The organism is Niallia sp. FSL W8-1348, from assembly GCF_038006745.1.
GTDB classification, from domain to species: Bacteria; Bacillota; Bacilli; order Bacillales; family Cytobacillaceae; genus Niallia; species Niallia alba.
Genome location: NZ_JBBOVV010000004.1, coordinates 95,753 through 119,954 on the forward strand (window position 1 = coordinate 95,753; position 24,202 = coordinate 119,954).

The 24,202-nt window shown below is 31.8% G+C and carries 27 protein-coding genes and 3 pseudogenes; 20 read left to right on the top strand and 10 right to left on the bottom strand.

Annotation, left to right across the window (positions count from 1 at the left end; translation table 11 throughout):
- The first annotated feature begins 140 nt into the window (after positions 1–140).
- The 4 genes from NST60_RS25305 to NST60_RS25320 all read left to right on the top strand — a co-directional run bounded on the left by NST60_RS25305 (position 141) and on the right by NST60_RS25320 (position 3,924).
- Positions 141–605, top strand: coding sequence for a hypothetical protein (locus tag NST60_RS25305; RefSeq protein ID WP_341100796.1), 465 nt, complete (start codon positions 141–143; stop codon positions 603–605).
- A gap of 72 nt (positions 606–677) precedes the next feature.
- Complete coding sequence (locus tag NST60_RS25310) at positions 678–2,144, top strand: hypothetical protein (RefSeq protein ID WP_109769258.1); 1,467 nt, start codon at positions 678–680, stop codon at positions 2,142–2,144.
- 394 nt (positions 2,145–2,538) lie between these two features.
- Positions 2,539–2,871, top strand: a complete 333-nt coding sequence (locus tag NST60_RS25315; protein ID WP_016204923.1) for a hypothetical protein — start codon at positions 2,539–2,541, stop codon at positions 2,869–2,871.
- 768 nt (positions 2,872–3,639) lie between these two features.
- On the top strand, positions 3,640–3,924 hold the full coding sequence (locus NST60_RS25320) for a hypothetical protein (protein WP_016204921.1): 285 nt from the start codon (positions 3,640–3,642) through the stop codon (positions 3,922–3,924).
- Positions 3,925–4,047: 123 nt separating this feature from the next.
- On the opposite strand, the gene NST60_RS25325 is transcribed toward NST60_RS25320, so the two are convergent.
- Entirely contained in the window at positions 4,048–5,220 is a 1,173-nt protein-coding gene (locus NST60_RS25325; protein WP_413466082.1) for a transposase, read from the bottom strand.
- Positions 5,221–5,281: 61 nt separating this feature from the next.
- Positions 5,282–6,136 carry a recombinase family protein gene (locus NST60_RS25330; protein ID WP_082138441.1) on the bottom strand — a complete coding sequence of 285 codons (855 nt, stop codon included), beginning with the start codon at positions 6,134–6,136 and terminating at the stop codon, positions 5,282–5,284.
- Positions 6,137–7,121: 985 nt separating this feature from the next.
- Here NST60_RS25330 and NST60_RS25335 point away from each other — a divergent pair.
- The 7 genes from NST60_RS25335 (at position 7,122) to NST60_RS25365 (ending at position 11,003) form a co-directional block, all read left to right on the top strand.
- Entirely contained in the window at positions 7,122–7,829 is a 708-nt protein-coding gene (locus NST60_RS25335) for a response regulator transcription factor (protein ID WP_016204470.1), read from the top strand.
- Positions 7,813–9,180 carry a sensor histidine kinase gene (locus tag NST60_RS25340; protein WP_047944567.1) on the top strand — a complete coding sequence of 456 codons (1,368 nt, stop codon included), beginning with the start codon at positions 7,813–7,815 and terminating at the stop codon, positions 9,178–9,180. The genes NST60_RS25335 and NST60_RS25340 overlap by 17 nt, the downstream gene beginning before the upstream one ends.
- 296 nt (positions 9,181–9,476) lie before the next feature.
- Positions 9,477–9,719: an SHOCT domain-containing protein gene (locus NST60_RS25345; RefSeq protein WP_016204467.1), complete on the top strand. Its 243-nt coding sequence runs from the start codon at positions 9,477–9,479 to the stop codon at positions 9,717–9,719.
- Between the two features lie 48 nt (positions 9,720–9,767).
- Positions 9,768–10,148, top strand: coding sequence for a hypothetical protein (locus tag NST60_RS25350; RefSeq protein WP_016204466.1), 381 nt, complete (start codon positions 9,768–9,770; stop codon positions 10,146–10,148).
- A 68-nt stretch (positions 10,149–10,216) separates the two neighbouring features.
- Positions 10,217–10,405, top strand: a complete 189-nt coding sequence (locus tag NST60_RS25355) for a hypothetical protein (RefSeq protein WP_016204465.1) — start codon at positions 10,217–10,219, stop codon at positions 10,403–10,405.
- Positions 10,406–10,445: 40 nt separating this feature from the next.
- Positions 10,446–10,760: an SHOCT domain-containing protein gene (locus NST60_RS25360; RefSeq protein ID WP_016204464.1), complete on the top strand. Its 315-nt coding sequence runs from the start codon at positions 10,446–10,448 to the stop codon at positions 10,758–10,760.
- Positions 10,761–10,772: 12 nt separating this feature from the next.
- On the top strand, positions 10,773–11,003 hold the full coding sequence (locus NST60_RS25365) for a hypothetical protein (protein WP_016204463.1): 231 nt from the start codon (positions 10,773–10,775) through the stop codon (positions 11,001–11,003).
- 134 nt (positions 11,004–11,137) lie between these two features.
- On the opposite strand, the gene NST60_RS25370 is transcribed toward NST60_RS25365, so the two are convergent.
- The 4 genes and pseudogenes from NST60_RS25370 to NST60_RS26900 all read right to left on the bottom strand — a co-directional run.
- A complete protein-coding gene (locus NST60_RS25370; RefSeq protein ID WP_016204462.1) occupies positions 11,138–11,467 on the bottom strand; it encodes a four-helix bundle copper-binding protein in 330 nt (109 codons plus the stop codon).
- A 165-nt stretch (positions 11,468–11,632) separates the two neighbouring features.
- Positions 11,633–12,226 (bottom strand): DUF4158 domain-containing protein, encoded by a 594-nt coding sequence (locus tag NST60_RS26895; protein ID WP_445304426.1) that lies wholly within the window; start codon positions 12,224–12,226, stop codon positions 11,633–11,635.
- Positions 12,210–12,548, bottom strand: a pseudogene (locus tag NST60_RS25385) (Tn3 family transposase); the annotation flags it as partial. The gene NST60_RS26895 and the pseudogene NST60_RS25385, both read right to left, overlap by 17 nt.
- 1 nt (position 12,549) lies before the next feature.
- Positions 12,550–12,726 (bottom strand): annotated as a pseudogene (locus NST60_RS26900) (Tn3 family transposase); the annotation flags it as partial.
- A gap of 3 nt (positions 12,727–12,729) precedes the next feature.
- Here NST60_RS26900 and NST60_RS25390 point away from each other — a divergent pair.
- Positions 12,730–13,752 (top strand): annotated as a pseudogene (locus tag NST60_RS25390) (Tn3 family transposase); the annotation flags it as partial.
- Between the two features lie 481 nt (positions 13,753–14,233).
- On the top strand, positions 14,234–14,893 hold the full coding sequence (locus NST60_RS25395) for a hypothetical protein (protein ID WP_053215802.1): 660 nt from the start codon (positions 14,234–14,236) through the stop codon (positions 14,891–14,893).
- A 157-nt stretch (positions 14,894–15,050) separates the two neighbouring features.
- Here the strand turns inward: NST60_RS25395 and NST60_RS25400 are convergent, their stop codons facing one another.
- Positions 15,051–15,290 carry a hypothetical protein gene (locus NST60_RS25400; protein WP_016204455.1) on the bottom strand — a complete coding sequence of 80 codons (240 nt, stop codon included), beginning with the start codon at positions 15,288–15,290 and terminating at the stop codon, positions 15,051–15,053.
- 321 nt (positions 15,291–15,611) lie between these two features.
- On the opposite strand from NST60_RS25400, the gene NST60_RS25405 reads away from it, so the two are divergent.
- Both NST60_RS25405 and NST60_RS25410 read left to right on the top strand, forming a co-directional pair.
- Positions 15,612–15,848, top strand: a complete 237-nt coding sequence (locus NST60_RS25405; protein ID WP_016204454.1) for a hypothetical protein — start codon at positions 15,612–15,614, stop codon at positions 15,846–15,848.
- 45 nt (positions 15,849–15,893) lie between these two features.
- Positions 15,894–17,006: a tetratricopeptide repeat protein gene (locus NST60_RS25410; protein WP_016204453.1), complete on the top strand. Its 1,113-nt coding sequence runs from the start codon at positions 15,894–15,896 to the stop codon at positions 17,004–17,006.
- A gap of 45 nt (positions 17,007–17,051) precedes the next feature.
- On the opposite strand, the gene NST60_RS25415 is transcribed toward NST60_RS25410, so the two are convergent.
- Positions 17,052–17,552, bottom strand: coding sequence for an RsfA family transcriptional regulator (locus NST60_RS25415; protein WP_016204452.1), 501 nt, complete (start codon positions 17,550–17,552; stop codon positions 17,052–17,054).
- Positions 17,553–17,727: 175 nt separating this feature from the next.
- Here NST60_RS25415 and NST60_RS25420 point away from each other — a divergent pair, with 175 nt between their 5' ends.
- A complete protein-coding gene (locus NST60_RS25420; protein WP_016204451.1) occupies positions 17,728–18,735 on the top strand; it encodes a hypothetical protein in 1,008 nt (335 codons plus the stop codon).
- A gap of 219 nt (positions 18,736–18,954) precedes the next feature.
- Here the strand turns inward: NST60_RS25420 and NST60_RS25425 are convergent, their stop codons facing one another.
- Positions 18,955–19,620 (bottom strand): winged helix-turn-helix transcriptional regulator, encoded by a 666-nt coding sequence (locus tag NST60_RS25425; RefSeq protein ID WP_016204450.1) that lies wholly within the window; start codon positions 19,618–19,620, stop codon positions 18,955–18,957.
- 165 nt (positions 19,621–19,785) lie between these two features.
- On the opposite strand from NST60_RS25425, the gene NST60_RS25430 reads away from it, so the two are divergent.
- Positions 19,786–20,115, top strand: coding sequence for a four-helix bundle copper-binding protein (locus NST60_RS25430; protein WP_016204449.1), 330 nt, complete (start codon positions 19,786–19,788; stop codon positions 20,113–20,115).
- A gap of 57 nt (positions 20,116–20,172) precedes the next feature.
- Here NST60_RS25430 and NST60_RS25435 read toward each other — a convergent pair whose 3' ends face one another.
- Complete coding sequence (locus NST60_RS25435; RefSeq protein WP_016204448.1) at positions 20,173–21,414, bottom strand: hypothetical protein; 1,242 nt, start codon at positions 21,412–21,414, stop codon at positions 20,173–20,175.
- Positions 21,415–21,726: 312 nt separating this feature from the next.
- Here NST60_RS25435 and NST60_RS25440 point away from each other — a divergent pair, with 312 nt between their 5' ends.
- The 3 genes from NST60_RS25440 to NST60_RS25450 all read left to right on the top strand — a co-directional run bounded on the left by NST60_RS25440 (position 21,727) and on the right by NST60_RS25450 (position 24,172).
- Positions 21,727–22,842, top strand: a complete 1,116-nt coding sequence (locus NST60_RS25440) for an IS4 family transposase (protein ID WP_169187985.1) — start codon at positions 21,727–21,729, stop codon at positions 22,840–22,842.
- Between the two features lie 231 nt (positions 22,843–23,073).
- Positions 23,074–23,433: a hypothetical protein gene (locus NST60_RS25445; RefSeq protein WP_016204447.1), complete on the top strand. Its 360-nt coding sequence runs from the start codon at positions 23,074–23,076 to the stop codon at positions 23,431–23,433.
- 157 nt (positions 23,434–23,590) lie between these two features.
- Complete coding sequence (locus NST60_RS25450; protein ID WP_016204446.1) at positions 23,591–24,172, top strand: YdhK family protein; 582 nt, start codon at positions 23,591–23,593, stop codon at positions 24,170–24,172.
- The last annotated feature ends 30 nt before the right edge of the window (positions 24,173–24,202 follow it).

Consider the following 24,202-nt stretch of genomic DNA (forward strand, 5'->3'; position numbering starts at 1 on the left):
TGATGAGAAGGCCACCAAGCAAAGCGCGGTAGTTACCCTTACGTTCTTACACTAGTAAACAAGTTAAATGCGACAACTATCTTGACAAACACCGGTTTGGACTAGGTAAATCTTTTGCTATTGATAAGATTTATTTAGATTTGTTATTAAGAGCAGAGAATGAATTTGATTTTCCTATTCCGATAAGTATAAATGCAGCACAATTAGACATTGACGTTCAAAAGTATCTAGAAAAAATAGTTCTTGATAAATCAAAAAGATACTGGATTATAGTAGATGGAATGGATGAAGTATCAGTATCAATCGCATCAAATATATTAGAAAATATGCGTATTGCTATTGAAAGATGGGATAATCTCTGCATAATCCTTACAAGCAGACCATTAAGTATTTTTGCTAATATCTCTGAAAAGATAAGAATGAAAGGTTTGAATGAAGATGAAGCATTAGAGATAGTAAATTTTATCAATAATCAGCAAAAACTTTATCATTTTTACAATCTACCTAAAGACATAGAAGTAGTAATTCAACGTCCTCTTTTCGCGATTTTACTTGGATTATATTTAAGAAAAACAAATAATATAATCCCAAATACCAGTGGCTAACTACTAGCATACTTAATAGAAAACGCCTTTAAAAATGTAGAAATAAATGAATCAAATACAAATCAGTTACTAATGAATTTAGCTATGATAAGTACTAGCAGTGGAAATGTTCCTGTTAAAAAGACTGAAATAGGTGACATTGTCGAAGTTAGGAGTCTCTTAAACAGTGGTTTGATTATTGAAGAAAATGGTTACATATCATTTGTTCTTCCGATATTGAATCAATGGTTTGCTGCTAAGTCGTTATCCGAAAATATGATAAATATTAATCACATAATTGAAAAGGGTACTTTAGATTACTGGAAATATCCTCTTATTATTCTAATTACCATATTTAAGGAGGATACTATTGACAATATTCTTCGCGAAATTGTAGAAAAGGTACCAGGTTTTGCTTCAGTACTAATAGAGGAAAGTATAAAAAAATGGGGAATTCATAATGATATAACCTCTTTATCAACACAAGAATGTGGAGAAAAAATTAGAATGACCATGAGTTCTTGGATAAAATCTTTAGGCATCTTAGCTGATATTATTGCACCAGTGGATATGAATCGAACTATCCTACCTATTGGAATAATGAAAGATGACGAATGGTTATATATATCTTGGTATAGGGGAAGAAAAAAACTGCCTGAAATCAATATCCTAGATGGAAATAAGATTGAATATGACTGGCTAAGTTATAAAGGAGCTAGACCAGGTGATAGATCAAGTTGGTATTGGAGATGGACATTCGAGGAATTAAGGGGTAAATTAACAAAAATAATTAAAAATAAGGCATTGCCCATCTGTACAGAGATAATTTATAAAGAATTAATGTGGAGCACTTCCTTAAAAATAGTCAGGAAAGGCTCTTTATACACCAAAAGTATCAGTATAAATGAAATAAAATCTAGAATTGAAAAAGAATATCAGAATATTTCAGATATAAATGTAAATAAAAAACGAGTTCCAATGTCATTGTATAAGGATTACATTGCAAATTTAGAGATTAAAGGTATTAATGTTGTAGAATGTCCGATACCTGGGGAGGATATTGAAAATCCTAAAGACAATTGGGTATGGAGTGCCTACTCCGATGAACAGCTATATATAAGAACTGTAAAAATTTATAAAGAAGTGATTATTGGATATAAAGAGATTGTTGAAACATTCTTCCCATTATTAAAAAATAGGTTAAGGAAGTTTGTACTTTATCCTTTTACTCTAAAAGGAGATTTACAAGCACCTAAAGAAACAGATGGATTCTCTGCGGGTCCGGGATTAAATTGGCACTTAGAACCTTTGCCATCAGATTATAAAGATTTTATTTTAGATATCCAATTTACAAAAGAAGATTCAGATGATTTTCATCTTGATGATAATATTATCTATGAAATTGGTAAAAAAATTAAAGAATATCGTCGAGATGATTGTATGTGGTTAAGTGTGACTCGTACTGGTCAAGTATTAGATATATTCGAGGATACACCAATAACTGACATTATTTATAAATGGCTAGAGCAAGACTTGAAATCAATAAATTGGGTTGATTAGTATTATATAGAGAGTTAATTAAAATCCTAAAATTTACACCCAAATTTAAAGTTACACATTTTGATTATTTTATCATTTGTGTAGCTTTTTTGAATTATTTTTGCCCCAAAAGTTGCTCTTCCTCCTGCATAGCCACCTTTATATTCTTTGTAGTTCTGTAGCTAATATATTATTTCTAATAGAAAACAAAATATTTTTTCCGATTAAATATGAAAAAATAATTAGTATTTATCTATTAAAATGACCGTTCCTGATAATTATGAAGAAAACAATAAAAAAATAGGCGCTTTAGCAAGATTGCATTCCGAAAGATTATGAAAAATAACATATTGATGGAATTTAGTATAAGTATAAAGAAGTTATAATCTAAAAAATTTAAAAGGTGGACCTTAATATGCCAGTATATAGCATTTTTAATAATACTAAAGTGAAAGTAACTCCAACGGAAGCAGCAATAGATGTTGCAGCCGCTTATATAGGAAATAAAACGCTAACCATCTTACCTAGTTTTAACGGACAAGACTATAAAGGTGATACAATCACTCTCTTTATAGTAGGTGGAAGTTATAAAGGACATGAATATTTACCTGAATCGGGTATTACCAAAATACAAATAAGATATAAATATAATTTAAACGTATTCTTATGTAAATTAAGAGAATACTTCAAGGTCAATATTCTTCATGAAGACATAGTTGATTCACTTTCAGATATCAAAATTAGTTAAATGTAACAATTAAAATGGCATTCAAAAATCTCTCGGCTTGATAGGTACATTATTCAACCGAGAGATTTTTAATATTTAGAAAATGTATTTTATTTTCTACACTTAATAAATAAAGTACATTATTTATTAAGTGTAGAACTATCATAACAACCAAAGATAATTTCTTAGATAAAAACTTATTAATAAGAAATTGAAATTCCTTTTTATTCCTTGTGTTTTCTATTGTTGAACAAGGTTCTTTAATTAATAATCTTTTTCTTTCTTCAAGTAACAATCCTACATCTTTGTCTTCCTCTTTTTTTAGTAAAGCTGCATATTAATGTTAATTCAAAACAAATAGATGAACTATTATATGTTATTCGATTGGAAAATATTCTAAGAAGGTATCGATGAGGTTTTTGAGGTCGGTGGAAGTATTGGTTGCATCATATTGGTTTTTTAGATGGAGTAACAAATCATAGTCGTTCAATTATATCCCTCCTTTCATATTAATCTTTCTATTTCATAAGTATATAATCCTACTAGTTCACAATTTATTCAAAAAAAGTTTAATTTTTGGTACACTCTCTTCACTTTTTCCCTATAACTCTTTAGATGTTTAATATTAACCGTTTGTCCTAATAGAAGTTAAGATTGCAAGTATCTAATTATAGGGCTGAAATTACTCGAACATTTTCCGGTTATATATAAAGGACAGTTAACTATAATAAAGTCACGAACGAAGTAATCTATTTACTTAGAAAGTTCAAAGTGAAAGGAGATAATAAAATGAAGAAAAAAGAAGTAATTAACCAATTAGAAAATTTCTTAAATGAGGTAAACAGAAGAAAGGAAGATCAACTTTTAAAAAAGTTGTATGATAAGCAAATTCTTGATGAATTATCTTCAGATGTTCTTTATATTAAGGTCATCTTAGAAGGAAGTTCAAATAACGAAATTCTTCTCAGCGAAATGGAAGAATTACAAATTCATTTTGACCATATGAAAGAACTTGTTGAATCAGATCTCTTTAGTCCACTCTATCATTTAATGATAGGTTTAGAGTTCTTTTAGAATAAAAGATCCGTTTAACTGGACTGTGTTAGAAAGATTCCCACTCTTTGGGGTAGCGTCAGGAAAATGCGGATTTACAACGATAAGCCTATTTTCCTGACGAATTCTCTATTTTTAACAACGTTAAGAAAGTTTCAATGGTCTTAAAGAATCTAACGAAACTTTTTTATCGGAATTAAAATGGTATTCTCCTAATAAATTAATATGTTCCCAACCTAGAGGTGACATATGGTGCAATAATTCTTCATTTAAACTATCTGACCGTTTTTGATATTCAACTGCTTTTGTTAGATGTAAAGTATTCCAGATACTGATGGCATTGATGATTATGTTTAAGGCACTGGCTCTTTGCAATTGATGCTGTATGGTTCGTTCCCTAAGCTCTCCTTGCTTTCCGAAGAAAATAGCTCGTGCCAGTCCATTCATAGATTCTCCTTTATTCAATCCTCTTTGTATTTTTCTTCTTAAAGATTCATCTGAAATATAATTAAGAATAAAGATAGTTTTTTCTATTCGTCCCATCTCACGTAAGGCTGTAGCTAGGCTGTTTTGTCTTGAATAAGAACCTAATTTCCCCATAATAAGGGATGCTGAAACTGTTCCTTCTCGTATAGAATGAGCTAATCGCAAAACATCCTCATAATTTTCTTTAATGACCTTTGTATTTATTTGTCCACGTAAAATGGCTTCTAATTTTGGATATTCACTTGCTTTATCTATTGTAAATAATTTCGAATCTGATAAATCTCTTATTCTTGGAGCAAAATTAAATCCTAATAAATGAGTCAGTCCAAATATTTGGTCTGTATAACCGGCTGTGTCTGTATAATGCTCTTCTATGTTTAGATCCGTCTCATGGTGCAACAAACCATCTAAAACATGAATCGCATCCCTTGAATTAGTATGAATAATCTTGGTGTAGTAAGAAGAGAATTGATCACTAGTAAAACGATAGATGGTTGCTCCTTTTCCGGTTCCATAATGTGGATTTGCATCTGCATGTAGTGATGAAACACCTAGCTGCATTCTCATACCATCCGATGAGGATGTTGTACCGTCGCCCCAATAGGAAGACAATTGTAATTTATGATGAAAATTTACTAATATGGCTTGTGCTTTATTCATGGCATCTTCATACATGCGCCATTGAGATACATTGGCTAGTTGCTTATATGTAAGTCCGGGTGTTGCTTCAGCCATCTTACTCAAACCAATATTCATTCCCATTCCTAAAAGGCCTAGTGACAGGGTAGCTGCTCTAGTCCGCAGGATTTCTTCCAATAAAAGTAATTTAATTGTTTAATAAGGTAATAGAAAAGAAATGGAAATAGGAAAACCAAAAATAAACCCATTGAAATTACCATGTGAGTCCTAATTCATCGCAATAAACGGCTGCTTCAATAAAACAATTCTTCATATCAGCCTCACTATCCAATTCACCCAGAATATCATACACTGTCTTTTCTAACGCATCGATAGTTGTGTAAGGGACATAGATTATATACTCGTTAGCTATGATCTCCATTTTGTAATTATCCTTTAGGAACTGTTCGATACTTTCTCTAACCTTCCCTTTGCCACGTACAAATTTATTGTTATTTTCTATTCGCAGCCCCATTCTTATTTTTGCAGTGTTTTCTAGATCTTTGCCTTGCCGTGTTGTTCGTATGTAACGATACAATGTTGCTTGACTTATTCCGGTCATTTCTACAATCTCGCTAATACTGTATTCCTTAGAGTGATATAAATTTAGAGCTTTATTTATCTGTTTTTCTTTCACTTTTGGACGGCCACCATTTCTTCCTCTGGATCTTGCACTCTCTAACCCCTCTTTTGTTCGTTGAGCAATTAGGTCTCTTTCGAATTGGCTGAATGCTTGAAATACAGTAAGCATAAGTTTACCTTGTGGTGTATTCGTATCAAAATTCTCTTTTATGCTAATCAATTTAACATCTTTATTTTCAAAGTACTCAACTAACTCTATCAAATCTTTTGTACTTCGACCTAATCTTGAAAAACTCTCTACAACGATTGAATCTCCGGGTCTAACTTTATCCTTTAATCGAATAAGTTCCGGTCTGTTCGTTTTTGTACCCGACATTTTTTCTGTTAATATTTCGGTACAGTTGTATTCGCTTAACAAATCCAGTTGTCGAATCAAGTCTTGTTGCTTGGTACTAACCCTTGCATATCCATAAGTGTATTGCATCATGGTCCCCCCTTTTGTTAGTGATAATCTTATCATTAAAGGGTGTTATTGTTAATTTGTTTTTGATAATAGTTTTGATAACGAGTGAATAAGGTTATTGTGACCAAAAAGTTTAGGAATTTAAGTTTATCAAATACATTCGTTTTTGATAATAAGTTTTCTTTTATATGCTTATTCCAGAAAAGGGCCATTTAATGGAGGAAGAACCTGTTTGGAAATGTTTGAAATACCAATATGAATGACTTTGAATCTTATATAATAGAAATATTTTTTATTGGGATTACTTGGGTGTTATTATGGAGCTTGGTAAAAGTCAGAAAGAAAAAATTCAATTAACAGGAGTAATTCTTGAATAACCCTTAGATTAAAACAACTTTATTGTTATACTTTTTGCAATGAAGTATTTTACATCAAATTTTAACAACTTTTTTAACCTCGTACTGAAACCATTTAGAAATTATGACAATAAAAAAGTGTCTAAAGAAAATATAACCCCGATTAAAGAATTAAATGATGGTTTTCTAGGTAGGTTTCTAAATAATGCAAATCTCTATACACTCTAAGTATGTGAATCGAAAGCTGATAAGAATTTACTATGTTTCTAGATTTTCCACTGTGATTTGTGGAGATGGTTTTCTGTCATTCTTTTTGTATAAATGGTACTAAATTCTTTTTCATATCGTCATGAATCTCTCAAATTTGGTTCCTTTCTTTTTCAGCTCTTGCCAATTCCTAATTTCTCATAATAAAAAATGGTACTATATCTCCATTAAAGAGTTATTATCCTTCATGGTATGTCCGCACCCCTAGCCAGAAACGAATAAAAATTTATTCGTTTCTTCCTCTAATTCCTTTTCTTTCTTTGGTTAATTAAATTTCTTTTTACATACCCAATATGTAGTTTCCAAGATGAAGTTGTGTGGAAATTATGGAGATTATTTTTTTTCGTAAATAAGATGATAATATGCTAATAAGAGGTGATTATTTTATGACAAAAATTCTAGTAGTAGATGATGAAAAGGTATTTCTTGAAGTGTTAGAAGCTTATTTTGAAAAGGAAAGTTGGGGAATTTCTTTTGCTACCAATGGAATCGAAGCTTTAAAAAAAGTGAAGGATGAGAGTCCTGACCTTATTGTGTTAGATTTGATGTTACCTGATATTTCAGGTGAAGAGGTGTGTAGGTTAGTGAGAAAAGAAAGTGATATCCCCATTATTATGCTTACCGCAAAGTCAGCTGAGGCTGATTTGATTAATGGAATTGTCATTGGTGCTGATGACTATGTGACAAAACCATTTAGTCCAAGAGAAGTGGTTGTAAGAGTAAAAGCCTTATTAAGAAGAACACAAAAGATGGAGAATGTAAATCAAATCAGTTTTAATAACCATAAACTTATGATTGATCATGTGAAAAAGGAAGTAAAGTTTAATGGTGACATACTCGCGCTAACCCCAAATGAATTTAAGCTATTAATTACGATGGCAAGATATCCGGGAAGAGTCTATAGTAGGGCTGATTTATTAGAAAAAATTCAAGAAGATGGTGTCTATTTTGAAGGATACGAAAGAAGTATTGATACACATATAAAAAATTTGCGAAAAAAAATTGAAACCGATTCTCGTCACCCTGAATTTATCATTACTGTGTTCGGAATGGGCTATAAGTTTGGGGGAGAAAAAGATGAATCTAACACTTAGGTCAAGGATTTTAATCTATCTTTTGATTGTTTCTTTGAGTGGCATTTTCATTACAAGTTTTACCATCTTTTTTGGGGTTGAAAATCAATTTACCGATTATCTCAAAAAAAATAGAGATGAAAGTATCGAATCAATAAAAAAGGATGCACTGCAACAATTTAATGAGACAGGAGAATTAATTAATCAAAATTTGAGTTTTAAGATGCATGAACAAGCAATGACTGAAAATTTATTCTATAGACTTTATGATACTAATGGGAACTTACTGATTGATACAACCTCAGTACGTTCCATGATGGGAATGATGGAAGGTAATCATACCTCACTAGATCCTAATGATTATCAATCAACTTCCTATCAATTAAAAATCAATAATAAATTAGTCGGCAAATTGACGGTATTTTATCCTGAAGAATTAATAGGTAAGGATTCTGACTTTTTGAAGTCTATTAAAAGAAACATTTACCTTGCGGTATTGGTTACAGTCATATTATCGTTCTTATTTAGTTTATTATTTTCTAAACGACTAACAACCGGGTTTAAAAAACTGATCAATGCGATTATTGAGTTACGTAATCATCAATGGCGAACTAGAGTACCTATTGATGAATTGACAGAAGAAATGAAGCCTTTAGGGGAGTCCTTTAATCAGCTTGCAGAATCTTTAGCAAAACAGGAATCGCTTCGAAAACAATTTACATCTAACTTTGCTCATGAACTTAGAACGCCACTTGCAACATTAAGAAGTCATATTGAAGCTTTTCAAGATGGTATTTGGGAACCAAATTCGAAAAGATTAGATCAATGTCATGAGGAACTAATGCGGCTAGTTCGCCTAGTTAATGAGTTAGAAAAATTAATGGCCGCAGAAAATCCTCAGATTAGATTGGATAAAACAAAGTTAGAAACTGGAAGACTATTATCTTTTATAAACGACCAATTCAGTCCATTGTTTATGAAAAAAGGTGTTGAATTAAGGATTCAACACCCCGATAAGCAGCATTGGTTCTTAGGTGATCGTGATAAAATCATTCAAATTTTAACTAATATAGTCAATAATGCCCTTCAATATACATCGAAAGGAAAACAAGTATCGATTTATATAGAGGAAAAAAATGATCAAATTAGTTTTATTATTAAAGATGAAGGAGTTGGAATTAGTGAGGATGATCTCCCGTTCTTATTTGAAAGATTTTATCGGGGTGATAAATCACGTGATCGGAAAACAGGGGGCATTGGGATTGGGTTATCTATCGTAAAGGCACTTGTAGAAGCCCATCATGGCGAAATAAAGATCGATAGTCAATTAAATGTGGGAACAACTGTAGAGGTAAAGATTCCAAAGCAGTAAGGGATTAAGTCACTTGACTTAATCCTTTTTTGATTAGGAAAAAAAGTTAACTTTCATCCACATAAGTTCTTCATACCTTACTCATAAGTTCTTTACAAGTGTTGATTATGATAAGAGCAAGTAAAGAAAGCAACATGAAACTTTACAAGAAAAAATTAGGAGGCGATAGATGTTCAGTGTTCCGGTTAACAACCTATTAATTATGAGAAAACTTTCTCCATAACTTTCACATAAATTCCTCATAAATTCTACATTCTTGAGCTGTAAGATAAAAATAGGAAAGGAGAGATAAAACAATGATGGGATTAGGTCATGGTTTTGGAATGTTCGGAATGGGAGGTGGATCGATTATGATGATTTTAGTCGTTTTGCTAATTGGTTACCTTTTCTATTTGGGAATAAACAATCAAAAAATAGGTACACAAGATGGAAACCAGCAAGTAACAAGTTCAAACGCACTAGAAATTGCTAAGTCTAGACTTGCTCAAGGTGAAATTTCTTTTGAAGAATTTGAGCAAATCAAGAAAAATATTTTATAAGAATAACTATTTTAAAAAATATAACTATTAAAAGGAGATTGAATAGATATGAATATTATTAATGGAATTCTAGCAGCATCATTAGCTTTTACTGGAGGAACAGGTTTAGCCTTATTTTCAGATAAAGATACTCCAAATCAAAATACAGTGATTCAAGAACAAAGTGGTAATTATGATCAAATGGTTGAATTGATGGAATCAGGCGATGTTGGAAGTATGCAAAAATACATGGAAGAAGGAAATATGAATGTTGACGAGATGCAAAAGTTCATGGAAGAAGGAAATATGAACTTTGGTCAAATGAAACCATATATGAGTGAAATGCATCCTAATTTAAATAATCAACAACTCGAAGAAATGTACAAGGGAATGCACGGAACGGGTGGTTCTTCTCAAAGCAGCAACTTTAGAGAAATGGGAAATTTATAATTTTCATTTCAAGCAGGTCGATAATGACCTGCTTCCCCAAAAATATGAATATTGGAGGAAACTAAGATATGTTTTTATTCCTACTTTTGGCTGTTGGTTTTTATCTGTATAAAACGGGAGAACTACAGAAATTATTTAATCAAATTCAACCGAAAGAAACGAACAGCTCAAACGAACTAAAAGAGGTTATTGATTATAGATATGCATCCGGTCAAATCTCAACGGAAGAATACAATAAACTAAAAGAATTGTTATAAGATAAATCAACTAAATACACACAGGAAAGGAGAAACTAAAATGATGAATGGGGGACATATGGGATCCTTTGGAGGTAGTAATGGAGGATTTTACGGTTATAATGGAATGCCATCAGGGTTTAACTCGTTTGACATGATGTTTAATGGGTCTTTTATGACTATTTTAATGTTTATTCTGATCGGGGTGGTTCTATTTTTACTACTCAGAAATCAAAAACAACAAACTAGAGTTTCATCAATTAAAATGAATAATACTACAGTCATTGAGGCAGAAGAGGTTGCAAAGTTACGCTATGCCCGTGGTGAGATTTCACATGATGAATTTCAATCCATTCTACAAACGATTAAAAAGTAAGAGGTGAAATGAGTGTTAAACGCAACCTTATCCATTATAATCTTTTATTATCTTGTGAAGACAGGTGATCTATTCAAATTAATAAAAATAGCCAAAAACCTTGTTCTTGACTTCCTAATTGTCTTTAAAAAAGAAAAACAAAATAACAAAGGCTACAATAATCCTTTAGAGGTTTTAAAGCTCCGTTATGTCCGGGGAGAAATTGACAAAGGAGAATATGAACAAATTGTAAAGAATTTATAATATACAAAGTACAATAGAGTAAGGATTGATGGAGATTCATTGATTATTGGTTGAATTCTCCAAGTATTTAACTTGATAAACCCAACTTGATACTATTAAATGTGGCGACCAAATAAAAGGTTGCCACATTTAATTTAAGAAGCCATTTTTCTACAAACTTCTGCACATTTACGGCAGGATTCTGCACATTTTCTACAATGCTCGGCATGTCCATGTTGTTCACAAATTTTTCCGCAAGCATCACATATTTCAGCACAGAATTGGCAAATTTGTTTTGCTAAAGGACTGTCAGATTGCATTGCTTGTGCTGCTAATGCACAAATAACAGCACACTCTCTGTTATAACGAATACATTCCGCCATCATTTTTACATCATCTTCTTTTAAACAGGCATCATAACAACCATTACATGCCTCCATACATTCAAGACATGCCTTGATACACTCTTCATAGGTCATTTGCATATCAAAATTCCTCCTTACATTTAATACGGTATTATCATCTCCTTAAAAAGCAAAAATATGAAATGATTTTATAAATCATAAATTTAAATGCTGTCATATGGTTGTTGAATATTCCTGCTTCTGCTTCAAGTACTCTGAAAAACATCCTCAAAAGTTTAATCAATATTAAATGATGGCTCTAACTTTTTCTCCCGGATAAACGAGAATGGTGTCTTTCCATCCTGTTTCGTTTTTAGGCGGTGGATTTCCATCACGATCTAGAATTTGAAATTGTACGCCATGAGCGTGAAAAGGATGAGCCATTCCACCCATCATCCCCATCCCACTATCATTTGAAATTTCCCATAGAAAGAGACTGTAGGATTGGTTTTTCAAATAGTCGGTATCATGTGTAAACTGGACCTGTTCTTCTAACCACTTTGCGAAAAGATGATTGTCATTTGCAGTAATCTCGCGAAATCCGAAAAGATTGCGTATTGCCTTTCGATGTTCTGTATAACTTCTTTCTTTTCCACCCCAACCATAGCTGTCGTAAAAGTCTTCAACCGATGCATCTACTTGATCAGCTAGATGTTGAACGACATCTTTAGGCACATCTTGCTTCTTGTTAGGAAACTGTGCTTCCTGTTGAAAATATTTAAGAAGGACAGCAAACCCTATACGGTTTGCACTTGTTTTCTTACTCAGCACTAAATGATTTTCATTTGGCAATAAACTAAAATGTTCATCGAGTTCTTTTTGATTCCAATTTCTCTTCAATCTCTTCATCATGTAAATAATCACATAAAAAGATCGTTTTAATCGCTTTCCCTAATTCACATAAAGCCTGGTAGGTTGGATGTTTTGTATCCCTAGTGAATCGCTTTAATATGGATTCAGCAGAAGCAGTACCTAACCTTAGTGCAGTTGCATACTTAATGATCTGTTCATACTGTTGCCGAATAAGATCCCAATTAATCGGTCTACTTAGAACCCGTTGCAGGTGAAGATATTCCTCATTCATGCCAGCTTCTGGACGATATAACTTTTGAGAACCAATATTTTTAAAGCGTGGCATCAGTTTAAAACCAAGAAGATGACATGGAACGCATTTCACTGTTTTTCCCATAAAAAATATAGGTATTGACAGAGTTCCATTGTTCCACTGTATTTAATCCTTGATGGATTTCTCTGCGAATCTCTTCATCATGTAAATAATCACATAAAAAGATCGTTTTAATCGCTTTCCCTAATTCACATAAAGCCTGGTAGGTTGGATGCAACGAAAAGAAGCAGTAGAAGAATTAGAAAAAGTCCAAGGGAAAAATAAACATATTATCAATTTATTAAAAGCAACCGTAGATCACCCAGAAGGGGTCATTCAAGATACTCTATTCCCCATTGTTAGCTCTGATACGATTCGAGATATTATTAAGGACATGACAAAAAATAACCGGGAGTACAAAGAAAAAGTCTATACAAAAATGCACTCTTCTTACCAAGGGCATTATCGGAAGTCCCTTTCTAAAATTTTAAACAACCTTACTTTTCGCTCAAATAATCAATTTCATCAGCCGATTATCAAGGCTATCCAACTCATTCGAGAGTACGGAGAAAGTGGGCAACGTTATTTTGCTGCTGGAGATGAAGTTCCCATTGAAGGTGTAATTCAGCCGAAATGGAAAGACGTTATTGTCGAGACAGACAGCAAAGGAATAGAAAGAGTAAATCGAATTAACTATGAAATTGCAGTCATCCAATCGCTCCGCACTCGACTTCGGTGTAAAGAAATTTGGATTGAGGGTGCTGATCGATATCGAAACCCAGATGAAGATCTCCCCCAAGATTTTGAAGAGAACAAGGAAGAATATTTTCAAGCACTAAAAGCGCCACTGGATGTAGATCCTTTTATCGAAGATATTATACAGTTGATGAAAGATAAACTCCATTTACTGAATCAAGGGTTAGAGGATCAAAGTAACGAAAAAGTGGCGATTACTACAAGAAATAACAAGGGGTGGATTCGGGTCACTCCACTTGAAAAGCAAATTGAACCCCCACATGTGATGAGGATTAAACAGGATATTAAAAACCGTTGGTCTGATATCAATCTATTGGATTTATTAAAAGAAACAGATTTTCATACGAAGTTTACCAAGCACTTTAAGACTACAGCCGATCGAGAGATTTTAGATCGAGAAACCATCCAGCGACGGCTCCTTCTAAGTTTATTTGGGTTAGGAACGAATACAGGTACCCATCCAACCATAACTATAACAGAACCTAAATATATATACATAGCCTAGCCCCGCCTTCCAACAATCGAGCGCTTTTCTGAAGAATTGTGAACTTTTGGCAACCAGATATTCATTCAAAAACTGGTTTCCCTCTTCTCGCTATGTCATTTTATAAACAGTATAAATTTCAACATAGACAGCTATCAACAATACTTCTCAAAATTATTATTTTTTTACTTTTATTGGAAGAAATCCCGCGGACTAGAGCAGCTACCCTGTCACTAGGCCTAATAGGAAATTTCCATTAGATAATGAATTACAATACATTACTGCCATTCGACAGATTAATATAGTAGGGTTATTATCAAATATATTAAGTAAAAGTTTCTTTAATAAGCAAATCACGTTTATTAGAGAAGAAATTTTAAATCTAAAAAAAACTAAAGATAAAGAATTTACTGCTTTAGTAGAACACTTCTCTACCTCCATCCATAGAAACGAAGAAAAAATATTTGAATGCATTAAGCAATTCACTGAGAAATTCAGGTTCATGATTCCCGTTTTTGGTATGGATTTTTATAAAGAAGCTTCTGAAAATGTATTAGATCAAAAAGGTATTACTACAGTATCCTTTGAGGATTTAAAGCAATTTTATGTAGATGTTTATGAGGTTATCACTGAAATGTTAGAGCTTATAGTAGCTTATAATAACCTAAAATATCGCGGTGATTTTTTACTAATGAAAGAAATAAGGAGCGATGTCGTTAGTTTAGACGACTATACAAATAAACTGAAATCTAAAGGTATTAAATTAAGCTTTATTGATGGAAATGAAGCATTCGATAATATTGTGTATCCTCATCTAAATAAGGAACTAAGAAATGCTATTGGACATAACACATATAAAATAGATATACAAAGTCAGCAGATCACGTATTTCCCGAAAGGTAAAGAGGGTAATGAACAACCTCCCGTTATTTCACTAAAAGACTTTACTCGAAGTTGTTGGGATATATTTCAGTCATTAATGAACCTTTCAGAATTAGTTTACCAAACAAGAAGCTTTTACTACTTGGAACAGGGTCTTTATCCTGCACTTGAAAATATATATCAAGAAAATATTCCAGTAAAGAACAAAAAGAAGAAACCAAATAGTAAACGCATAAATGAAAAGCAAAAAAGAAAGTCACGAAAGAAAAATAGAAAATAAAAATAGTGAAATTGTCATTTTTTAAAATGATGAAGTAACTTATATTTTAAAATTAAAGCTAAACAAACATAACCCCGTCTTGTCGGGGTTATGTTTGTTTAGCTTTTCAAGATTAAAAAACTTTTTTTCCCCTCCAAAAACTTGTAAATCGATAAAGCTACAGTCCTATTTGAAATACTTTTACTATAAGGTAGATAGCCCCGATAATTAGAGAAATTCCAAGTATAGTATAAGCTGCACGTTTAAAGAAAACAGCTGCCACAATTGCAGCAAGTATCCAGAAGATAACTTTACCAATTAGTTCTATTTTGAATATTGAAATTATTACTAATGCAGTAATAATAGTAATAGTAATAATCTTACTAAGACTACTTTTTTGCTTTATCGTGTTTTCCATATTTCATACCTCCATTTTATTATTAATTGTATCAGTTTTTCTGAAACAATTTTAGTTGTTCGTTTATCTTCTTCCACTACCGTTCAAAACTTAATTTGGGTATTATTATCTTATTATTTTCTAAATTTATTAGATTATATAAATAGAATATTACTTAATTACTATTTTTACTATCCGGCTAACTATATTAATCTATAATTCAATTATACCATATTAAGGATTAGATAAACATATAGCATAGTTAAATGATTATTAAGTTATATTTCACAAATATATAAGGGATGATATAATAATTAAGTATAAATAATAAGGAGAATTAATATGTCCCAAAATGAAGATTTAAAAAAAGAGGAAGCCATTGAGAAAGTATTATTACGTCCTGAAGCAGAAGAGTTTCTTGAAATGACCAAAGCTAACTTTCAATTTGCATTAACCAATGGAAAGATACCTGTAATGAAGAAAGTAACTTTAGGGAAGGGGAATACCCACACTTATCTCTTCTGGAAACCTGATTTAGAGGAATTTAAAAAGGCTAGAGATTTATATAAGCGTAAGTAGTTCTTTTGCGATATAATATGGAAAAATCAAGAAGGGAAGTAAGGTATGAGTATTTCCTTTATATCCAATAACAGAATGTATGAATTACTTTTAAATTGGACTCGTGTACTACGCAATTATGATAGAGGAAAGAGTATGTTCTTTAAAGTTCAGGCAGCACAAGAGCAATTTGCCTATTTTCACAATGATCAATTAGGGATGCTTTATCATGCTAATATAGCACTACATGAACACTTATTCGGAAGTACTTCTTTAAGAGATAAAGCTTTACAAAAAGCGGCAGCGTTATTGAGCAGTAAGAACATTACTTCAGAACAGAAGTATTTCTACTTTATGGCACAATGTAATATTGAATATACTAAGGGGAAATATGAGAATTCCTTAGAGTGGATTATTCAAGCTGAAGTATATTTAAGTAGTATAAAAGATGAATTGGAGTTATCTGCATTTTATTACCGATTAGCTTCAGTATATTATTATACTGAAGAAACAGTAAAATCTATTCGGAGTATCGAAAAATGTATCAATCTTTATGAAACTAATGTTTATGTGAATATGGAGTCACCAAGTAACAAGATAGCAGAGTACAAGCTGATTCAGGCTCTAAATTTAATTGATTTAAAGCAGCATGTTGAAGCTGAAGAACTATTATTAGAAGCTCTTTCAATTGCTAAAAAGTTAGATGACCAGAAGTTAATAGCACTCTCATATCACAACCTGGCTTTTTTATACAGTGACCAATGCCAAAGTACTACAGCCTTAAAATACATAAGGAAAGCATTAGAGTTGCAAGAATATCATTTGGATCAAGCTAAACTAAGGTTTCTTTTTACTAAGGAATTATTGATGAATGGAAGCATTGAGGAAGCTAAAAATCATTGCTATAGAGGACTAGCGGAAACAATTGAAAATGATAATATGATTTATCACTATAAATACGTAATTTTAAATGAATTATATCTTCAGGACCAAGCAGACGATGAAACGCTTCAATCCGCCATCACTTATTTTACAGAAAAAGAACGATGGATTGACCAAGAAGAATATGCTGATTTAATAGCATCTTATCATAATGAAAGACAAGATTTTGAAAAGGCTAGTAAGTACTTTTATTTTTCACTTCAAGCAAGACATAAAATTAAAAAAAGGATGGACTAAAACCATCATAGAGATACTAAACAGCTGCCACTTCGGCAGCTGCTTTTATTTGGACAAGACCATTTCCCTTGCTTTTTCCATTAATTCAACTATGGCTTGATAGGCCTCATCTGTAGAGATTAGTTCGTTTTGAAGCCTGTTATTTTCTTCATCTAGTTCTTTTATTTTTTCTAATAAACCTGCTTGTTCTTCATATATTTTGGATTTATTATAAATGTCTTTAATAAACGCTAGTATTTGCTCAAAATCATCACCACTTTTAATAGGGGATTGCTCTGACTCTTGAATTGTTATTACACTTGTCTCAATATTAACACCTTTTTTTAGTTGTTTTCTATGTTCTTTAGCTGTCTTAATAGCCGATTCGTGCTGTTTACGGACAGCTGAGTTCCAGCGAAAGCCACAAGCTGCACTAGTTCTTGTTAATTGTTTTCCGACTTCTTCAAATGCCTGAAGCTGTGTCCTACCATCTTTAATAAACTGAATAACTGTTTCTGCCAACAATAAGTCTTCGTCTTTTGTCCAGCCATTTTGTCTTGTAGACATATAGAAAAAACCTCCTACTCTTTTCCATAATATATGCTTTATATGAAAAAAGAAAGTCCACGAGAAACAAGTACAGAGATAGAAAAAATGTTGAATTTAGCACATTTTAAAATAAAAAGTATATATAATTGTGATAGCATTATTTATATTAATATAAATTGAAGGATGGATTACAATGGTAAGATTACATGAATTTATAGGTAAAGAATATTCATTGCTTTTAGATTTCCCTTTATATAGCAAAATTAAAATTGAAACATCTATTGTAGAAGATGAGGAAGCTGAACCTTATTATGATAATGACGGTGAGATCACAGGTAATTGGAATATAACTCATTTTATGGAAAACATTGATATTCAAGCTTTAAAAGGTATTTTTTCAAATGATAAATTAAATGATTTTCATTTTTGTCCTTTTTGCAACAAAGAAGTTCCAATAGTTTATAAAAGTACTAAAGAAGTTCCAGAAAGTGTTAAATCTTCTTATTTAATCTCGGATGGTAATATTCGTAGCCAAGAACAATATGAGGAGAACATTGATTATGCTAAAAGGGCAACTAAAGAAAATGTTAAAATACTAAGAGAGTCATTTTTTGAAAATGGCATACTAACACTTGAATTAAACTGTACTGCAAAAGAGCAACATAAATTCAATGTTATTTTTATGCTTGATGAAAAAGGACATTTAACGAAGATTGGGCAAAATCCTTCAATAAGAGAGTTTGATAATTCAACCAAAAGATATAAATCAATAATGAAGGGTAAGCAGAACAAACTTATTATGACCGAACTAAGCACTTCAGTAGGTTTGAAATCTCATGGGGTTGGTGTTGGTTCTTATGTCTATCTTCGGAGAATATTCGAAAATTTGATTTTTGATCAATTTGAGATTTATTTAAATGAAAATCCATCTGCTAATAAAGACGAATTCTTAATAATGCGTATGAACGAAAAGATTGAATTTCTAAAAGATTATTTACCTCAATTCTTAGTAAATAACAAGGTGCTATACGGGATTTTAAGTCAAGGAATTCATGAATTATCTGATCAAGATTGTTTGGATAATTATGATACAGTTTATGCTGCTATTGTTTATATCTTAGAACAAAAACTAGAAATTGACGAAATAAATAATAGGAAAAAATTACTTGAGAAGGATATTCAAAAAATCGCAAGTAAATAAAAAAGAGGATTGCAGAAGCAATTCTTTTTTTATTTTGGAAGCAAATTCAGAATTCAAATTAAATTTTTCCTTAAAATAAAATGACCCACCTTGGTCCGCGTTAACAAAGGTTAAGAGGCGTGGTGGGTTCTGTTAGATTAACCATATTTGCTATTTATAATAATGTCAAGAAAACGAATTTATTTTCCTGTTCAATTAAAAGGATATATTGAGAAATTATTAATCAAACTTCCATATATAACCCATTCCCCAAACTGTAATTAAATACTTATCAACAGGGAAACCAGAATCTCTAATTTTATCTCTAATATTACGAATATAAGAACGGAGCGTTTGAGCACTTATTTTGTGATCTTCCCAAATATTATCTATTAAAAAATCAGTGGACAAAACTTTGTTATCATTTTTTATCAGCATTTCTAAAATCTTTATCTCTATTTGACTTAGTGGAATTATTTTCTCTCTGTAATGTACTTTCCGTTTTTTTATATTTAATTCTAAGTTATTGTAAGTAAATATATCATTTGTTAATTTATTCTTATGCCTCAATAATGAGTTGATTCTGGCAATTAGCTCGTCCTCATATATTGGTTCAAATAAACAAACGTCTGCCCCACTTTTTAAAATATTAACAAGTGAATAATTTATATTGCTACTTATTACCATGATAAAAGCAGGAGAAATTTTATTAATACTTATACAAATTGATTCCACTGTTATGGATAAATGTTCATCATATATTAAAACAATATCAATTAATGGAGAATAAATGTAATTTGGAATTTCTTCAATATTTATCGGTCCGATACAATTATATCCATTTCTTGTTAATAGAGTATTCCACTTTTCTTCAATACTTGCTCCAATTAACAAAATGTTATTCATTAAAACTCTCCTATTCTAACTTGAATTAGATTTTAAATAGGATTATATAAGTGAAGTATGTAGAAATTTTGCAGATTAAGCATAAAAAGTTTGCACTTTTTATGCAGTTTATTTATTAAATCCATGGGAATAATATTCTTGTATAAATTAATAGGAGGGAAAAGAATGAATATGAACTACGAAGAATGTATTAAAGCGTGTTTGGAATGTATGAAAGCATGTAATTCTTGTTTTGATGCTTGTTTAAATGAAGAAGATATTAAAATGATGGCTCGTTGTATTAGATTAGATCGAGAGTGTGCGGATATCTGTAGTTTAGCCGCAAAAGCAATGCAGTCTAATAGCCCATTAGTAAAGGAAATATGTTTGTTATGTGCGGATATCTGTGAAAAGTGTGGGGAAGAATGTAAAAAGCACAGTCATCATGAACATTGTCTCCAATGCGCAGAATCTTGCTTTAAATGTGCAGAATTCTGTAGAAAAATGGTTTCTTAATAAAATGTAAAAAATCCTATAAGTTATATATACAAGTATAACTTATAGGATTATGATTTAGTTTGATATCTTATCTAATACAGAAATATTAACTCCAAACTTACACATAGCTTCACAGTCTTCTCTTAAATCCGAGAATAGAATATAAGAAATTTTACACATACTGTCATGTTGGAAGGATGGTCTTAATAATTGTGCTTTAATTTCTTTTTTTCTTTTATTCGGAGCAATTAAATAAAATCTGGACTTATCATTGTTAAAGGACATAGACAAATCCTGTAGGCGTAAAATTCCAGAGTATATAGACGTGGACTTTTCTACTTCAAATGCACCTATAACTTTATTTTCACCATTAAGCCATAGAACATCGATAAAAGAAATCGTTTCACTAACAGCACTTGAAATTGTTTCTAAGTTTAAATGGGGAATAGAAAAGTTGCCTAATTTATATCCTTTCCATTCTCTTTTATGGTCATTTTTTGCTATCCACACATTATAACCAAGAGTCGTCCCTATTTTAGCTAAATAATATTGCATTTCAGTATGTTCATTCTCTTCGGCTAATTCCTTTTGAATTTCTTCATGTCTTTTTTTTAGCTTTTTATTAACTTTATCTATATCCTGTAATAGTAGAGTGTGGTTTTCTTGAATAACTTGTCTGCCAGAACCTATCTCATATAGTAATCCTGCTAGTGCACCTAAATCTTTTGATAGGACTAGGTTATGGTTATTATTATACTCCATCATAATTTCGCGCATCGTTAAATAATCTTCCCATGATCCTAATTTAATTTTTTGTTTGAATATCATATTAAAACCTTTAACAATGCTAGTGTTGAAAGGCGGGAAAATAGTAGGGTGAAGAAAATATAAAATATTACCTACTGCAGGACCTAGTCCTTTTATATTTTTTTCTTGAAGTTTCATAATATTATAGATTAATTGTTTTTCTTGATTATAGAGCAATGTTTCCTTTAAAAATTGACCAAAGGCTTTTTTATTATCTTCATTTTCATAAATATCAGGTATTCTTAACTTTGGCTTCCAATAAAAAGCATGAGCTGCGCCCTCAAAGATTTGCTTTTGTTCCGCAATTGCTGAAATAGCTACCTCAAGGGATGAACCCTTAAAATCACAAGGAAATGTGTTATTCTCTATTTCCTTAATAACTACTTTTATAGCATTTTTTATCGTACGAAATGCCTTTAGTCTATCGTTGTTATTTATAAACCAGGTTTGGTAAACAGATTCTGGGTCATTTTTATATTCATCGATTGCTTTAAGTAAAGTAAAAGTCATAATATAACTCCTTTATAAATAAAAATTTAGACTCTTTGATTGAATCCTCAAATGGTTAACAAATTTGTTTTCGGTAATTCTTAGCATTAAAGGCTAATAAAAGCTTTTCATGAAACTGTACCTATTTTAAATTCCATAGTGTAAATGGGACATTAATAAACATATAATATATCACTAGTGTTGCATTAATTTAAATTCACTATTAAAAATACTCAAAATGTTCAATATTATTATTTTGCGCAAAGAAAAAGTCCTTTATAATGGATTAGTCAGGTGGTAACCCGTCCAAATCCACTAAAAAAGGACCATCACATGGACAAGATTACACGAAAAACTTCATTTGGACAATGGTTTTCACCTATAAATCTTCAATTATTTGAAGAAAACGTGAAAACGATGAAATTAGATTACTATACGAAAAAATTAACGACAGAGTCATTTCTAAAATTACTACTTTTTGCGCAGCTACAAGAAATTGAAAGTCTGCATGCGCTGGGTGATTGTCTTTTCGATGACCAGCTTCAAAAAGGGATAGACCTTGATTCTATTAGTATTTCTCAGTTGTCACGGCGGTTAAACGGCATAAACCCTGATCTATTTCAAAGGCTTTTCCTTGATTTAGTGTCACAAATTCATGCCAAAACGCATTACACGAAACTCGTGATGCCGTTAAAAATCATTGATTCAAGCACATTGCCACTTAATTTGACCAATCATAAATGGGCTAAATTCCGCAAAACAAAAGCAGGTGTAAAGTTACATTTGCGCCTTGTGTTTATGGAAAAGGGTATATCCTATCCTGAAAAGGCCGTTATGACAACGGCAAAAGAACATGACCGTGGTCAGCTTGAAATCATGGTGGATGACAAGGAATGCATGTATGTGTTTGACCGTGGTTATCTAGACTACGAGCGCTTTGATCGCATGACTGATGATGGCTACTTCTTTCTTTCACGGCTACGCAAAAATGCAGTCATACGGAACGTTTACGATTTTAAGCTACCCAAGGATACAGCTGTTTTATCAGACCAAATGGTGTTGATAGGTACGACTCAAAACCGTGCTGAAAATTACTTTCGGCTTCTAAAAGTGATGGACTCAAAAGGAAATGAACTTCATTTAATTACAAATCGTTTTGATTTAAGCGCCGAAGAAATTTCAGAAATGTATAAATCACGGTGGGCAATTGAGCTGTTTTTTAAATGGATCAAACAACATCTCAGCATCAAAAAGTTCTACGGTCAAAGCGAATGGGCGATTCAAAATCAAGTATTTATCGCACTAATTGTTTTTTGCCTACATGTTCTCGTGCAAATCGAGACCAGAAGCAAGCGAAAAACCTTACAGATTAGCCGTTATCTAAGGGCTGCATTGTGGAAACCAGCGAATGTTTGGCTTCGAAAGATTGAAGGAAAAGCCATCCCTTAAATATGCAAATTGTCGTCGTTGCAAAAGTCTAATTGTAAATAAATTTCCAAATGGATGGGGCCACCTTTGATTGGGTATTTACTTTTTTGCCTCTAAACAGGGAAGGTGAGTAAACTGAAAATTATGACACTATTTATGCAACACTAGTGATAATATATGTAACATTATGTGGTGAAAAAGTCTTTTAAACATTTCCAAAAAACCTAATTAATTAAGAGGTGTGGGTCAAATATGTGCTTAACAAACAATTTTGTTGAAGAACAGGCTTATAAAGTAAGTAAAACGATAAAAGAAAGTTCCATATATAAATTTGACCGAGTAATCTACTCAAATAACAACATAGATGTCTTCCTAGATTCTAATTGGGATGAAAAGTCCCTTATTACCAATGTTGTCTTGAAAGATAACTACGATCAAGAATACGTAATAAAGCCAAATCAAAATGGAATGAAATTTGCAAAAGGAGAAATTTCCTTTAAGAAATATACAAAGCTACAAAGGAAAGAAGATACACAAGGAATTTGGGCTTTTATTTTTTCAGTCGTTCCATTATTGCTCTTATTTAGTATTATAAGAATGTTCCTGATTTAAGATATATTAAATTTCTGCATATTTTTTGCATTTTTTCTTTGTAAAATAGGGGAAAATAAAATAGGAAGGAGCAGAAACAGTCAATATACCAATAAATATTTTTCATCTTTTTATGAGGAACATCTAATTGTTGAACAAGAAAAAAAGGAGAATTCAAATGAAGAAAAAAACTTTCATGAAAAGCAGTCTAATCTTAACACTATTGGTCTTATTATTAGCTGCTTGTTCAAACAATAACAACGAAAATAGCTCAAACAAAAGTGAAGAGGGAATGGATATGTCTTCTCATGATATGGAAGGCATGGATATGTCGGGTTCAGGAGAAGTTCCTGAGGGTCTAAAAGTCGCTGAAAAGCCTAAATATGAGGTTGGAAGTAATGCAATAATCAATGCAGACCATATGAAAGGTATGGATGGAGCAGAAGCGACAATCGTAGGTGCTTACGATACAATTGTTTACACAATTTCATATACTCCAACAACAGGTGGAGAAAAAGTAACAAATCATAAATGGGTAATTCAAGAGGAAATTGAAGACGCTGGAGATGAAGCAATTGAGCCAGGTACAGAAGTTATAGCCAACGCAGACCATATGGAAGGCATGAAGGGGGCAAAGGCTACAATCGATTCAGCAGAAAAAACAACGGTTTATATGGTAGATTATACCCCAACCACAGGTGGAGAAAAAGTAACGAACCACCAATGGATTACGGAAAGTGAATTATCTCCAGTAGAATAATAAAAAAGGCTATCTTTTGGTAGCCTTTTT

Bases quoted from the DNA above. Each gene is read 5' to 3' on its own strand.
- NST60_RS25310 (WP_109769258.1), top strand. From the start codon at position 678: ATGAATTTAGCTATGATAAGTACTAGCAGTGGAAATGTTCCTGTTAAA.
- NST60_RS25315 (WP_016204923.1), top strand. From the start codon at position 2,539: ATGCCAGTATATAGCATTTTTAATAATACTAAAGTGAAAGTAACTCCA.
- NST60_RS25320 (WP_016204921.1), top strand. From the start codon at position 3,640: ATGAAGAAAAAAGAAGTAATTAACCAATTAGAAAATTTCTTAAATGAG.
- NST60_RS25330 (WP_082138441.1), bottom strand. From the start codon at position 6,136: ATGATGCAATACACTTATGGATATGCAAGGGTTAGTACCAAGCAACAA.
- NST60_RS25335 (WP_016204470.1), top strand. From the start codon at position 7,122: ATGACAAAAATTCTAGTAGTAGATGATGAAAAGGTATTTCTTGAAGTG.
- NST60_RS25340 (WP_047944567.1), top strand. From the start codon at position 7,813: ATGAATCTAACACTTAGGTCAAGGATTTTAATCTATCTTTTGATTGTT.
- NST60_RS25345 (WP_016204467.1), top strand. From the start codon at position 9,477: ATGATGGGATTAGGTCATGGTTTTGGAATGTTCGGAATGGGAGGTGGA.
- NST60_RS25350 (WP_016204466.1), top strand. From the start codon at position 9,768: ATGAATATTATTAATGGAATTCTAGCAGCATCATTAGCTTTTACTGGA.
- NST60_RS25355 (WP_016204465.1), top strand. From the start codon at position 10,217: ATGTTTTTATTCCTACTTTTGGCTGTTGGTTTTTATCTGTATAAAACG.
- NST60_RS25360 (WP_016204464.1), top strand. From the start codon at position 10,446: ATGATGAATGGGGGACATATGGGATCCTTTGGAGGTAGTAATGGAGGA.
- NST60_RS25370 (WP_016204462.1), bottom strand. From the start codon at position 11,467: ATGCAAATGACCTATGAAGAGTGTATCAAGGCATGTCTTGAATGTATG.
- NST60_RS25395 (WP_053215802.1), top strand. From the start codon at position 14,234: ATGATTCCCGTTTTTGGTATGGATTTTTATAAAGAAGCTTCTGAAAAT.
- NST60_RS25400 (WP_016204455.1), bottom strand. From the start codon at position 15,290: ATGGAAAACACGATAAAGCAAAAAAGTAGTCTTAGTAAGATTATTACT.
- NST60_RS25405 (WP_016204454.1), top strand. From the start codon at position 15,612: ATGTCCCAAAATGAAGATTTAAAAAAAGAGGAAGCCATTGAGAAAGTA.
- NST60_RS25410 (WP_016204453.1), top strand. From the start codon at position 15,894: ATGAGTATTTCCTTTATATCCAATAACAGAATGTATGAATTACTTTTA.
- NST60_RS25415 (WP_016204452.1), bottom strand. From the start codon at position 17,552: ATGTCTACAAGACAAAATGGCTGGACAAAAGACGAAGACTTATTGTTG.
- NST60_RS25420 (WP_016204451.1), top strand. From the start codon at position 17,728: ATGGTAAGATTACATGAATTTATAGGTAAAGAATATTCATTGCTTTTA.
- NST60_RS25425 (WP_016204450.1), bottom strand. From the start codon at position 19,620: ATGAATAACATTTTGTTAATTGGAGCAAGTATTGAAGAAAAGTGGAAT.
- NST60_RS25430 (WP_016204449.1), top strand. From the start codon at position 19,786: ATGAATATGAACTACGAAGAATGTATTAAAGCGTGTTTGGAATGTATG.
- NST60_RS25435 (WP_016204448.1), bottom strand. From the start codon at position 21,414: ATGACTTTTACTTTACTTAAAGCAATCGATGAATATAAAAATGACCCA.
- NST60_RS25440 (WP_169187985.1), top strand. From the start codon at position 21,727: ATGGACAAGATTACACGAAAAACTTCATTTGGACAATGGTTTTCACCT.
- NST60_RS25445 (WP_016204447.1), top strand. From the start codon at position 23,074: ATGTGCTTAACAAACAATTTTGTTGAAGAACAGGCTTATAAAGTAAGT.
- NST60_RS25450 (WP_016204446.1), top strand. From the start codon at position 23,591: ATGAAGAAAAAAACTTTCATGAAAAGCAGTCTAATCTTAACACTATTG.